Annotated in this window: 6 protein-coding genes; all 6 read right to left on the bottom strand. The window is 53.8% G+C overall.

What is annotated here, in order from left to right:
- Positions 1 to 9: 9 nt before the first annotated feature.
- Positions 10 to 1,410: an undecaprenyl-phosphate glucose phosphotransferase gene (locus tag ACLU9Q_RS14110; protein WP_296834547.1), complete on the bottom strand. Its 1,401-nt coding sequence runs from the start codon at positions 1,408 to 1,410 to the stop codon at positions 10 to 12.
- Between the two features lie 88 nt (positions 1,411 to 1,498).
- Entirely contained in the window at positions 1,499 to 2,449 is a 951-nt protein-coding gene (locus tag ACLU9Q_RS14105) for a glycosyltransferase family 2 protein (protein WP_298514223.1), read from the bottom strand.
- A 9-nt stretch (positions 2,450 to 2,458) separates the two neighbouring features.
- Positions 2,459 to 3,589: a dTDP-4-amino-4,6-dideoxygalactose transaminase gene (gene rffA / locus ACLU9Q_RS14100; protein WP_296834551.1), complete on the bottom strand. Its 1,131-nt coding sequence runs from the start codon at positions 3,587 to 3,589 to the stop codon at positions 2,459 to 2,461.
- Entirely contained in the window at positions 3,582 to 5,408 is a 1,827-nt protein-coding gene (locus tag ACLU9Q_RS14095) for a glycosyltransferase family 2 protein (protein WP_296834553.1), read from the bottom strand. The genes rffA and ACLU9Q_RS14095 overlap by 8 nt, the downstream gene beginning before the upstream one ends.
- A complete protein-coding gene (locus tag ACLU9Q_RS14090) occupies positions 5,377 to 8,052 on the bottom strand; it encodes a YfhO family protein (protein WP_296834555.1) in 2,676 nt (891 codons plus the stop codon). The genes ACLU9Q_RS14095 and ACLU9Q_RS14090 overlap by 32 nt, the downstream gene beginning before the upstream one ends.
- 32 nt (positions 8,053 to 8,084) lie before the next feature.
- Positions 8,085 to 13,691, bottom strand: coding sequence for a glycosyltransferase (locus ACLU9Q_RS14085; protein ID WP_412625502.1), 5,607 nt, complete (start codon positions 13,689 to 13,691; stop codon positions 8,085 to 8,087).

Here is a 13,691-nt window from a genome sequence, read left to right as displayed (position 1 = left end):
CTGGAAAATTTAGTAAGCATTTTTATTTACAAAACCTTTGAAAACCGTCAGAAACAGGATCTTGATGTCCAGCCCCAGCGTCCAGTTTTCAATGTAATATAAGTCATATTCGATACGCTTTCTGATGGAGGTGTCTCCGCGGTATCCGTTCACCTGCGCCCATCCGGTCATGCCGGGACGCACCTGGTGCTTGATCATATACCGCGGTATTTCCTCGCGGAATTTCTCCACAAACTGCGGGCGTTCCGGGCGCGGTCCGATCAGGCTCATCTCGCCCTTCAGCACATTGATAAGCTGCGGAAACTCGTCAATACTCGTTCTTCGGATAAATTTTCCGATCCCGGTCACACGCGGATCGTGGCGCGTCGTCCATCCTTTTTGCTCCGCATTTGCCTTCTGCACTTCCATCGAGCGGAATTTATACATAATAAACGGCTGATTATGCAGCCCGACGCGCTCCTGCTTAAAGATCAGCGGGCCCGGAGACGTCAGCTTGATCAGAACAGCCGTCACCAGCATAACCGGTGAAAATAAAACAAGACATACAAGCGATCCGACAATGTCCACCGTCCTCTTTACGATCGCGTTGAACGTGTTGGACAGAGGCACATAACGGATATTAATAACCGGAAGCCCCATCAGATCCTCCGTATAGGGCTTCGTTGGAATAATATTTCCATAATCCGGTATAAACTTTGTATGCACACCTGATTTTTCACACTGCGCAACAATACGCTCCAGCTTGTAATACTCGCTCAGCCCCAGTGTGATCGCGATTTCATCGAGTGTATTTACCTTCATGAGCTCCACAAGCTCTTCTGTCCTTCCGATAATACGGATCCCCCGGTAAACGGTCGAGCGCTCGGAATTATCGTCGAGAATGCCAAGCACCCGATAACCCCACTGCGGATTTTCCAGAATACGGTCGATGTATTCCCTGGCAGCCTGTCCGTATCCGACCAGAAGGATATGCTTCAGATTCATGCCTCTTCTGCGCATATCCCGCAGCAGACCGCGTATGATCACGCGCGCTATGATATCCGCCGTGACATTCAGCGCAAAAAACGTGAATACAACGCCGCGCGAGAAGTCGATTTTCTTGACAGCCATCGTCATCGCCAGGAAAATCAGAAGCCCGAGCAGATTGGCTTTTATGACATTGCCGTATTCCAGCCGTCTCCCCTGCACTCTCTTGGGTGTATACAGGTTGAATGCGGAGTACAAAAGCAGCATTCCCGGAACCAGCGGAAGCAAAACCAACATATAGACTTCGTCGGAATACACACCGGTACCCGGCGCAGTCAGTATCTTTATCTGAAGGAACCATGCCAGCAGATAACTGCCGATCACAATCAGGGCATCTATCAGAACATGCAGTCGATTAAAATACTTTTGATTGTCTTTAATCAATCTGGTTCACCCCTTATGCTATCCATACTTTTATAATCATACACTGCTGACTTCAAAATTGCAACTGTCGATTGTAAAATTATTACGTTTACATTTTTATTTTCCTTAAATTTCTCCACAGTTCGAGCTGTATCCGCCAGCAATTGTCAAAATTCTCCGCCAGATACGGCACTTTTTCGCCCTCACGCGCCAGCAGGATGCCCTGCCACAGCCCTTTCAGATAGGTGCCGCCCATCCCCTTCGCCGTGAAAAACAAAAGCTTGACGAGCGTCCCTGACAAAAGCAGCGGCAGATTGAGCCAGATCTGCCAGAGCGGCATATTTTTATAAATAAGATACAGATTGTTCCTCGCCGCGCTTCCCACCTTAAAGCGGTTGTAGCGCGAGCCTGTGGAGGCGCTTCCTTTATGATAGACGACCGAGCGCGGCGCGTAGCGGTTTTCATACCCGGCGATTTTGGCGCGGTAGCAGACATCGACATCCTCCAGGTAGGCAAAATGCTTCTCGTCAAAATAGCCGATCTCCTCAAAAATATGCTTCCGGTAGATCGCCGCACCCGCGCAGGAGGAAAAGATCCGGTCCTCCCCCGCATAACGGTCACATTTCTGTCCCTTCCCGCGCGTGACCGCCCAGCCGAGCGCGCAGTAGAAATCTCCGGCGTTGTCGATAAGCTCCGGCCGGTCCATCTGCCGCATCTGTGCCTGGCAGGAAAAGATTTTTTCATCCTTTCGGATCGCGTGCAGAAGCTCCGCCGCAAATCCGGCAGCCACCCGCGTGTCATTGTTGAGCAGGATCACAAACTCCGTATCCGCCGCCCGGATGCCCTCGTTGACCGCCCTGGAAAATCCATAGTTTTTCTTTAGCAAAATCAATCTGACCATCGGGTACTCCCTCTCGATGATCTCCCGGCTTCCGTCCGTCGAGGCATTGTCCACCACGATCACGGGAAGCTTGCCGCTCCCCTGCGCAAGCAGGCTGTCGAGACAATCTCTTATATATTCTTTCCCATTGTAATTGGGAATTATGACAGATACATCCATCTTTCTCTCCTACCAGTTCTGATATTTCAGAATTGTGTCCGCAATGTACTCCACCTGCTCCATCTCCAGATTATAGTACATCGGCAGACGCACGAGACGCTCGCTTTCTTTCGTGGTGTACACGTCCTCTCCGGAAAAGCGCCCGAATTTCCGCCCGGCAGCCGCCGAGTGCAGCGGTACATAGTGGAACACCGCCCAGATACCGTGCTCGCGCAGATAACTGATAAAGCGGGTCCGCGCCTCCAGGTCAGCGAGCTTCACATAATACATATGTGCATTGTGCGTTGCATAATCGGGCACAAACGGACGCGTAAGCACCCCTTTTTCCTCCAGCGGCGCCAGCGCCTCATGGTAATAATTGTAAATCTGCAGGCGCTTGCTGTTGATCTCATCGGCAATCTCAAGCTGCGCGTAAAGGTAGGCCGCGTTTAAGTCGCTCGGAAGGTAGGATGAGCCGAAATCCACCCAGGTGTACTTGTCTACCTGACCGCGGAAAAATTTGCTGCGGTCGGTGCCCTTCTCGCGCAGGATCTCCGCCTTTTCCTGGTATCTCTCATCCTGGAAAAGCAGCGCGCCGCCCTCTCCCATCGTGTAATTTTTCGTCTCGTGGAAGCTGTAGCAGCCGAAATCCCCGATGGTACCGAGCGGTTTCCCCTTATAATAAGCGTTCATGCCCTGGGCGGCGTCCTCCACCACCTTCAGGTCATGCTTTTTCGCGATCGCCAGGATCTCATCCATCGCGCAGGCAACCCCGGCGTAATGAACGGGCACGATCGCCCTCGTTTTTTCAGTAATTGCCGCCTCGATCAGCCGCTCGTCGATATTCATGGTATCCGGACGGATGTCGACAAACACGATCTTCGCTCCGCGCAGCACAAAGGCGTCCGCCGTCGAGCAGAAGGTGTAGGACGGCATGATCACCTCATCGCCCGGCTGAATATCCGCAAGGTACGCCGACATTTCCAGCGCATGTGTGCAGGAGGTCGTCAGCAGGGTGTGATTAACGTGGTACGTATCGCAGATCCATTTTGCACATTTCTTCGTAAACGGGCCGTCGCCGCACATCTTTCCGCTCTTGATCGCCTGCTCCATATACTCGGTTTCCTTTCCGGTAAACGGCGCTCTGTTAAAATCAATCATTTGTATTCCTCCCCCTTTTCCTGTCCGCCCGCAGGGAATAATTCCACTTGGACAGCGACAGATTTTTATTGTAATACGGGTCGCCCGCCTTTAAAAGCTTTTCCCAGCGGGTGCGCATAAATTCGATTTCCTCCTGGAATCGCCGCACCTTTTCCGGCGAATCCTCTGCCCCGCGGCTCTTCGACTCGTAGTGGCGCAAGCAGGCGTAAGGATCGTAGACCACCAGATTCCCTGCCTCGTTCGCCCGCAGACAGAGATCGACGTCGTTGAACGCCACCGAAAGCCGCTCCTCGAAGCCGCCAAGCTGCTCAAACAGGCTGCGCTTCATCATCATGCAGGCTGCCGTCACCGCGCTGTAATCCAGCATAAGCGACGCCTTGTGCAGATAGCCGCTGCGCCCGCCCGGCATGTTCACAAACATATGCCCGGCAATACCGCCGATGCCGATGACCGTGCCAGCGTGCTGGATGGTGCCGTCCGGGTACAGCAGCTTCGCGCCGACAGCCCCCACCTCCGGACGCTGGCAGACGCCGAGCATTTCCGTAAACCAGCCCTCCTCCAGTGCCTCGATATCGTTATTCAGAAACAAAAGGTATTCTCCCTTTGCATATTTTACACCATAGTTGTTGATCGCGGAATAATTAAATGCAGATTTCCAGCGAACGATCCGGATGCGCGCATCCTTCGCAAGCTCCCTGTAGTACGAAAAAATCTCCGGGCCCGTGCTGTTATTCTCCACAATGATGATCTCATAATTTCCCCAGGAGACTGTCCTTCGGAGAGATTCGATGCAGAGCTTCAGGGATTCCGCCTCATCCTTGTTAGGGATGATGACGGATACCAGCGGATTTCCCTGCACCGGATACTTCACGCGATAAAAGCCAAGATCCTTTTTCAGCGAAACTTCTCCTGCCTGCCCCCGCCGCGTAAGGTGCGCCTCGATCGCGCGCTTTCCTGCTTCGTAGGCATACAGCTTGCTGATCGGATTGTCCGCAGTGGACGCCTCGTGCGTCCGCCAGTGGTAAAGGATCTCCGGAATATGATGGATGTTTTTCGCCATATCCGTACAGCGCAGGATAAAATCATAATCCTGCGCGCCGTCATATTCACCCGAAAATCCTCCCGCCTGCTCCGCAAGCGTTCTTCTCACCATAAAAAAGTGGCAGATATAATTATTAGAGCGCAAAAGGTCGAGGTTGAAATCCGGCTTCAGGTTCGGCTTAAAATGCTTTTTCCCGTCAGTGTCCACCTTGTCCTCATCCGTGTAGAGCACGTCGATCGACGGCTCCTGCTCCAGCGCCTTCGCCGCCTCAAAGAGTGCGTTCGGCGCCAGCAGATCGTCATGATCCAGCAGGCCCACAAAATCGCCGGACGCCATAGCGAGCGCCTCGTTTGTATTTCCGGCGATGCCCTTATTTTCCGCAAGCTCCTTCACACGGATGCGGGCGTCTTTTTGAGAATACTCCGCAAGCACGCGCCGCATCACGTCATTTTCCGGGCTGGCATTCACAATGCAAAGCTCCCAGTTATCGTAGGTCTGGCCCTGCACAGATTTTATCATCTCCCGCAAAAACGTCTCCGGCGTCTCATATGCCGGAACCGCAATGCTGAATTTCCACGAATTTTTAAATTTTTTTCTGCGCTGCGCCGCCAGAGCGCTCTCCGTCGGGCGATACGCCTCATACCAGGGACCGTAGGGAACCTCCTCCGGCTCCATGCGCTCCTGCAGACGGATCAGAAATTCCTTTACGCCGAAGTGCTTCAGATAGCGCAGTCCTTTTTTGACATTATACCATTTCAGCTTTTTGAGTGCTTCCATCTTTCCCTGCTTTCCTTTTCGCGTATAAACCAAGACCCATCCAGATTGCCGCCGTCAGCGCCAGGAAGAAAAGGCTTCCCGCCGCGCCCGCAGCAAATCCCGGGCAGTGATAGGTCATTGTGATCTCATGCTCTCCCGGCTCCAGCACAACGCCGCAGAAGCCATAATCCACCCGCTGTATTTCCGTTTCCTCGCCGTCCACCAGAGCAGTCCAGCCGTCCTCATAGGGAATCGGCAAAAGCAGGATGCCTTTTTCCGTCACGTTCGCCGTGCCGTTCACCACGCTGTCCTTCCCTGGCGCCGAAAAGGAAATGCCCTCGCTGAGTGCGGAAAAATCATAGTTTTCCGTCTCATATACTGCCAGATTTTCCAGCGTGACAAATTCGTCAAACGGCAGCGGATAGGTGATCTCCACTGTATCGACGCTCTCCGGGATATTCAGCTCTACATGCATCGTTTTGTTTTCCGCCCGCACCATGGTATCGTACGCGCCGTACTGAATGTACACGTAGGAAATCCCGTTCGTAAATTGAATGTCGAGCTCCAGCCGGACGGTATCCCCGTGCGCCGGAAGCGTTACCTTTACGCCCTGCTCCGTCTTTTCCGCTGTAACCTCCAGCGGCAGCTCCCGCTGTGCGCACTTTGCAAGCAGAGCGCCGTCCGTCTCCGTCAGATCATCTGCCGTGTCACAGATGACCGCCTGCGTCAGCAGCTTTTCGCGATCAAGGCTGTCGGCGCATTCCTCAAAATCAGCGCTGCTCACCGCTTTCGTATAAAATTTTCCAAGCTCCTCCGTGCCGGAATTGCGGTAAACGTAAATATCGCCAAACTGCCGCAGCAACTCATAGCCGTCCACGTCCAGCGCGTCGTTCTTCGACAAAATATATTTTACATGACTAAGCGATGCCTGTGCGCCGTCGTACACCGCATTCGCGTAGTTAAAATGGGCGTTATCGGTGATGTTCAGGTTCGGCCACAGCTTCTCCACAAATTCCCGCAGATTGACATTCAGCGAGGAATTGTAGGTGCTGACCGGCATATAATTCTGCGCCAGCGCATTCAGGCTGGAAATGCGGCTGCCGATCGTGTAATCCTTCTCCACACGGTAGAAGGAGTCGTCCGTCTCCGCCAGCCAGGTGAGCGCATCAGAGATATCCTCAGCGTACATCTCATCAAAATATTCGCTTGGCGCTTTCTCCACGATCGCCCGCTCATTGTAAGAATACCAGGCATCCGTGCACATCGTTGCGGCAACACAGAGGAAGAGACCTCCCACCGCCGCCTGCTGCACGCTTTCTTTTTTCACACGCGCTGCCAGAAACAGGCAGAGCACAATCCCGGCTGCCGCGATGGTCAATACCCTCGGCAGGTACTCTCCGCCCGGCACGTGTACGCGCAGATACTGGATGAGCACCGCCGCTGACGTCAGCGCAAACAGCGGCACGCAGAGCCTTCTTTTTTCCAGAACCTCTTCAAGGAACGCCGCTGTCAGCAAAGCGAAAAACGGCATACATACAAAGGTGTGCCGCGAAAACGGGTAGGCAAAGCCGTTAAAGATCAGCCCGCCCATCGGCAGGGCGATGGTGAAACCACAGGCGAGCATCGCCAGTAAAATCAGCACCCTCTGCTTTTTGCTGTAAAGAAGCCCGCGCAGGATCATCCAGGCAAAGCAGACCGCCGCGATGATAAACAGCGCCGAGAAAAAGACGTTTGGAGCCTCATAATAATTTGCGTAGCCGCTGTAGTCTGTGATCCCCTCCAGATTGCCCGAGAAGAATTTTTTGAACAGCGTCTTATAAAAATTCAGCCCATAAAAGCCGACGGCGTCCAGAAGCTTTTCCGTCAGAGGCTTTGCCGTCACGCGGCCGGAAACGTTCACGATCGCGCTGCCGCTCGGAAGCAGGTTCACAAGCCCGATACCGATTCCAAGAAGCATGGAGCCGTAACCCTTCGCAAGCTTTAAAAATCCCTGTTTGCAAAAAAGCCTTCCGTTCCAGGAGATCCGGAACAAAAAATAAACGCCCAGCACAATAAACTGCATATAGCTGAAATACAGCGCATTGATCGCGCACACGCCGCACAAAAGTGTAACCCCAAAATACCAGCGCGGCTTTGCAAGCGCCTTCTCCGCCGCCAGCAGGAGCAGCGGCAGCAGCACCATGAGCGTCCCGAACTGGTAATGCTGCCCCCAGACGACCATGTAACCGCAGAGGGCATATATATAAGAAGCAATCAGTTTGCTGCGCTCTGACAGCGCAAAGCAGGACAGAAATCCGTAAACCGCCAGCCCGGCAAGCACGATGCGCAGAATCTGCACGTAGACCAGAAGCTGATAGATCATCTCCGGTCCGAATATCACTCCGCAGGCGTAGAGCAGCATCAGAAACGGATCAAACATATTTAAAGAAAACATATTGATCCCGTAGCCGTTGTTGAAATCCCAGAGGGAAAAGCTGCCCTCGCGCAGATGATTGATGATGGTCTGGTAATGCATCAGATACTGGTCGTACGTGTCCACGCCCACATCCGTATAGGCGAGCACATAATCCCCGAATATAAACCGCCAGAAAATAAACACGCAGGATATCAGCAGCGCCGCCGCCAGCAGCGCGATCGTCTTTTTGCTTGCTCCCGTCTCCGTCATAAATTACTCCTAACTATTTCGTACCTTCATGATCAGTCGTTCTTCTCAGATCTGTCCATATGCTGCTGATACCCCAGCACCAGCTTTATCGCCGCCCTGCCGGTGCCGTCCGTCGTGTAGCGCTCCAGCACCGTGCGGTGCGCGTTTTCCGCGATGGTTCTGCGAAGCTCCCCATCCTCGATCAGGCGGGTAAGCCCCTCGCGCCACTGCTGCTCATCCGCACAGAGAATGCCGTCCTCGCCGTCTTTGATGACGCGGCGCATTTCCTCATTTGCGCTCAGGATGCTCGGCACATGCACCAGCGCCGCCTCCATCCATTTATTTTCCGACTTGCACGCATGGAAGCGCGTATCCTCCAGCGGCATCAGATTGATGTCAGTGTTCGCGATCGCTTCCGGCAGTTTCTGCCAGTCCATAAACGGCAGCTTTGTGATGCGCTCCTGGTAGCTGTCAAAGCGCACCGTGTCGAACACACCGCCCATCACCAGATGCACGTTCGGATATTTCTGCATAATTTCCACCAGCAGCTCCTCCACCACGGCAAAATCCCTGTCATGCGTGTGCGAGCCGCTGAAATAACCGATGCGGACGATTTCTCCCTCTTCCGTGCGGTTCTCGTAAGCCTCCGCGGATAAGATCTGCATCTCCATGCTGCACACATTCCTCCGCACCGTGACCGGCTTTTCCGGGAATTCCGCACGCAATTCCTCCGCCAGCGTCTCCGTGGAGGTGATAAAGCCGTCGCTCAGCTCCATGCAGCGGTGAACCTGCTGCGTCATCTGGCGGAAATTCTGATAATCTCTTCCCTTTAAAAATTCCAGATAAGAAATTTTATCATAATCAAACACCAGATCGTCGATATCGTAATACACCGGCACCGAAAGCGCTCTCGCCTGCGCTGCCAGCTTTTCCGTAAACGCTATATCCGTCAGACGGTACAGCACCACGCTGGAATAGCCCTTCAGGTCGACCTTCAGATCCTTCTCAAGCTCCAGGCAGTCGGACGCATACCCGGCGACGGCAAGCTGCTCGCGGAAATGCTCGATCCGGTAACGCGTCGCATAGGACTCCAGCTCCATCAGGAACAGTACCTTTCTGCGCTTCACCGGCTGCTCAAAAATGCCGCACCGCTTTGCAAGCGCCTTTAAGCTCTCCAGGATTTCCGCCGGAGACGCACCAAGCGGAAGCACCGCCCCGCGCGCATAGTCCTTCACGCGCTCCGCCGGCGCGCCGATATCGAATACTGCCAGCGGCATGTTCATCGCCATGATCTCCGACGTCGTGTAGGAAAAGGTCTCCGGCCACACGGCCGGAATGAAGAACAGGTCGATATCATTCTCCAGCACCAGACGCGGAAGCTGCTCGCGCCGGTATTTTCCGGTTTCTTTAAAAATCTTATTTTCACCCTCATCGCCGGTGTAGCCGATCAGACAGAGGCGGATATCGCATTTCTGCTTTTTGATCTCCGCAGCCAGGCGCTGCACCACCTGCAGCCCCTTCTTGTAGTCCATCGCGCCAACAAAACCGATATTTAAGGTTTTCCCGGTCTTTCCCGTCTTATGAAGCGGCGGCATAACGTGCGGCTTGTGCGGAACCAGCCGGATGTTGTCGAGCGTCGGATATACCTTCTCTAAAAGCTTTTGGGAAGCGCCGGAAAATACCCGCACCTCCTCGCAGCCTTTCAGAAACCGCTCCCAGTTTGCGCGCCATTTTTCCGCGCTTTCGTATTCCAGATAAGCGTTCTGCTCATGCCGGGCAAGGCACTCGTTGCAGCGCCCCGCACCGGCAGCTCCGCAGTACGCTCCGTTTTCATCCACCAGGTTAATTGCCGGGCAGATCGCATAATAATCGTGGAACAGCATCCGCATTTTGGCGCCGTTCATCTCCTTCCGGCGCAGCAGCTCCTCCATCAGATCGTAGAGCTTCGGCACCGTCACCAGCTCGTTGATCCAGATTTCGTCCACTCTGCCGATCACCGCCCAGACATCCTTCAGATTCTCCGAGACAAACTGGATCTGATACTGCTTATAGCTGTACTCCACCAGGTACATACCGGTAAAGCGCACGATGATAAAGCGGCAGCCGCTCTGCAGCGCCTCCTTGCGCTTCGTCTCCAGATACGCGGTCGCCCCGCCGCCGAGATTATGGTCGAAGGCGACGATCGCCTTTGCGTCGATATTTAAATTCAAAAGCTTCAGCATCGCAAGACGGCGCGTTTTCGACATCGGATCCTTACAGCAGTAGGAGGACACCACCTGGTTGTAATCCGGGTGCTTTGCGAGCAGCGCCTGTGAGTTTTTCTCAAGCAGCGCTTTCTTTTCCTCCGAGAGGAAGCTTCCGCCGTGTTTGTGGTACACAAACAGATTATCCGCCTGCACATTGTGATAACCGGCGTCCGCCGCCCGGCGGCACCAGTCGTTTTCCTCACCATAGCCCTTGCCGAAGGTCTTTGCGTCGAGGAACCCGATCTTCTTAATAACATTTAAATTCATGCCCATGCAGAAGCCAACGCCCGTCGGCATCACCGGATAGGACGGGACGATCTGCGCAAACGCCTGGTCGATCATCCAGAGCGGCATGTTTTCAAACAGGTCATTGTTCTCACAGAACTTCGGGAAGCTGCAGATGGTTCCGCTGTTGGTGAACGGCGTCGTCGTCGCCACCTTTTTGTCGCAGATGATCGGCAGCATCAGACGCTCCAGCCAGTACGCCGGTACCTCCACGTCCGTGTTCAGCAGCACCACATGATGCTCCGCGCGCTTTAACGCGCGGTTTACGGAACGGACAAATCCAACATTTTTTTCATTATTGAGCAGCACCGCCTCCGGGTGCCCGTTTACGTAATCCTTCAGATACGGCAGCACGCGCTCATCCGGGCTGCAGTCGTTCACGATCAGCAGACGGTAGGGCATTTCTGTACGCCGCAGGCTCGCAAACAGCGTGTCCAGATAATCATAGCCGTTGTAGACCGGAATGATGATGTCCACCGTCGTCTCTTTTACCTTTCGCGGGATCTCAAAGGTATCCGTCAGCTTTTTCTCTTTCAGGAACTGCAGATCACCGAGCTGCTCCGCCTCCACGATCTCCGAGATCTCCACCTCGCTGTCAGCAGGCAGCGACTTGCTTCCCTTCACGACGCCGATCGGATAGCGCTTGGTGCCGTCCGGCGTGTCGTACTCCATAAACACGCGGATGTCGCGCGGTGAAAAGATGCGGATCTTCGCCTCAAAGCCGCTCATGGACGCGTCGGGATTCTGCAGGGCAGCGGCAACATCGTAGCGGTATACCATATGGAAAGAGCGCTCCGCAGCCTTTTTGTGCTGATCGTAATACACGATCCGCGGGTTGCGCATCTTGTAGCGGTGGTCGAACACCCAGCCGCCCATGCAAAGCACATGCTTCTCAAACGAAAACATGTCCACATGACCGGACACCTTGCACAGTCCCGGAATCTTATAGGCTGCCCGTTTCACCTTCTTCAGCTGATTTCTGATGCCGTCCGGCTGGATTTTGGGCATACGCAGCGCAGGCGCCTTCTGCCCTGCCGGTCTGCGCTTTGCAGACAGCTTCTTTGCCAGACGCGCGGGCGCCTTTTCCGGAACGGCACGCACCTGCTCCGGCATCTCTGCTCCCGTCAGACGGGCGCATCTTCCCTCGATGATCAGCGTCTCCACCTCGCCGGCGTCAAAGACCTCCACCGCAAAGTTGGGATCGTCCTGCGGGAAGATCACGCAGTTATCCTCCTGCCTGAAATTGCCAAGCGGTACAAGGCGCACCGCGCAATTGCTCTGCACGCGGTCGATGATGCACCAGCAGCGTTCTTCCATCGGATCCCACCGCAATTTTTTGATGTTCTTAATCTGCTTTAAATCAAAGGCAATGCGGAAACGATTGTTTTTTAAGGTCAGCGTCTGCGGCAGGATTTCCTCCTCATTGAAACCCTTTCCGGTATCATAGTAAAGCTTACACTCCACCGGGCTTTCCTTATGGTAATACTGGTAGACCCTCTCCAGCGAAAAATCGATCTCCGGCTTCGCATATTTATCAAGCGGGTCTGCACCAACATAGCGGTACACAAAATAAAGTGACCATTTCCGGTAGATATCCTCATCCTCCCGGCTGATGCCGAAAATATCCATCAGCGTCTTTTTTGCAAAAAGCTTATGAAGCTGCGGGAGCTTCGTGTACAGATCATTCAGCAGACGCCACATAATAAAGTCCGTCGGAACTGCCGTATCGAAAATCCACTCGTAGTCGATCACCAGCCTCCGGTCCTTTTCCAGATAAACATTATCACAGATAAGATCGAGGTTCGCCGGGCGCACGCAGGCGCATCTGCCCGCTTTTCCGGCGCTTCCGAACAGCTCCAAAAACTTCCCGTCCGCATATTCCTCCGTTTCAAACTGATTTGCAAAGCAGGTTTCCCGGAATTCGCGCAGAAGGCGCACAATTCCTTCCGTGTCGCCGCGGTCCGCAAGCGCCTGTATCTGGTCAAACATCGTCCGCCCCTCGACAAACGCGTACTCCAGCGCACCGTCCGCCTCCTTCGCGGGCAGATTCTCGTAGTCCGTGCCGTAACGTACCGCCCCGTTTTCGATCATCCGGCGCACATGCGGCTGCGCTTCCGCGCACAGCGGCTCCTTGCGGATTTTTCTCTCGCCGTCCCTGCGGACAATTTTCGTCAGAATCTGAAATTCCTTTCTGCGCTCGCTGCTGCTCTTCACATACAGAATTTCCTCCGCCGTCTTTTTCTCCACGCGTCCGGCTTCCACCAGAAACGAATTGGAAAAAATATCGGCAACTCCCTCCGCCGCCAGGGAATGTGCCGCTTCACTCTCGTTAAACAGCGGGATGCGCTTCCCATCGAGCGAGCGGTACGGTTTGCCAAAGCCGTTTGCCGCCAGTGTTTCATCGGTAAAAATTTCCTTTGGGAATTTATAATCCGGGTACGGATAGTAAAATTTCGTGCAGGGGAAGCCGCTTCTTTCCAGAAGCTCCTTTAATTCCTTTTTGCTGAACGTGCGCACGCTGTCCACGCCCGGATAATTCTCAAGCCCCAGGAAATAGCGGTCGGTGTGATCCTCCGGCGCGCCCGCAAAATATTTCAGTCCCAGCCGGTTTTCAATCGCGATCAGAAAACGGCCGTCCTCCTTTAAGAACCGCCCCATATTCTCCAGAAACGTCTCATACGGCGTGTCGCCCTCCGTAAAGCTCATCGCATATTCTAAAACGCCGTTCAGCACAACGTAGTCAAACTTTTCGGTAAACTCCATATCGTTTAAATTGCCCACCATGATACAGAGATTCTCATATTGTTTGTTGCGCTCATAATTAATCGATGCCCGCCGCTTCGACAGCTCGGCAACCACCACCTTTTTTGCCCGGCGGCAAAGAAGCCCGGTGATCGCGCCGCAGCCCGCCCCGATATCCAGAATGCTCGCATCCTCCTTAAACGGATACCAGTTCAGAATGTTCTCGCGCATCGCGGAAAAATGATAGATGATCGGAAAGCTGACGTCCTCCCGCGGAAGCTCCTCGTAGGAAATCCCCCGCTTTGCCATATCCAGCATGACCTCCTCAATGTTGCCGTCCGAATACCGATCCTCGTCCTTATAATATGTTAAATTAAACTCTGCCAT

Origin of the sequence: Marvinbryantia sp. (assembly GCF_047017445.1) — a bacterium.
In the GTDB taxonomy this organism is placed as follows: Bacteria; Bacillota; Clostridia; order Lachnospirales; family Lachnospiraceae; genus Marvinbryantia.
This window is presented reverse-complemented; position numbering and strand designations above follow the sequence as displayed.

Bases quoted from the DNA above. Each gene is read 5' to 3' on its own strand.
- ACLU9Q_RS14095 (WP_296834553.1), bottom strand. From the start codon at position 5,408: ATGGAAGCACTCAAAAAGCTGAAATGGTATAATGTCAAAAAAGGACTG.
- ACLU9Q_RS14090 (WP_296834555.1), bottom strand. From the start codon at position 8,052: ATGACGGAGACGGGAGCAAGCAAAAAGACGATCGCGCTGCTGGCGGCG.
- rffA (WP_296834551.1), bottom strand. From the start codon at position 3,589: ATGATTGATTTTAACAGAGCGCCGTTTACCGGAAAGGAAACCGAGTAT.
- ACLU9Q_RS14085 (WP_412625502.1), bottom strand. From the start codon at position 13,691: ATGGCAGAGTTTAATTTAACATATTATAAGGACGAGGATCGGTATTCG.
- ACLU9Q_RS14105 (WP_298514223.1), bottom strand. From the start codon at position 2,449: ATGGATGTATCTGTCATAATTCCCAATTACAATGGGAAAGAATATATA.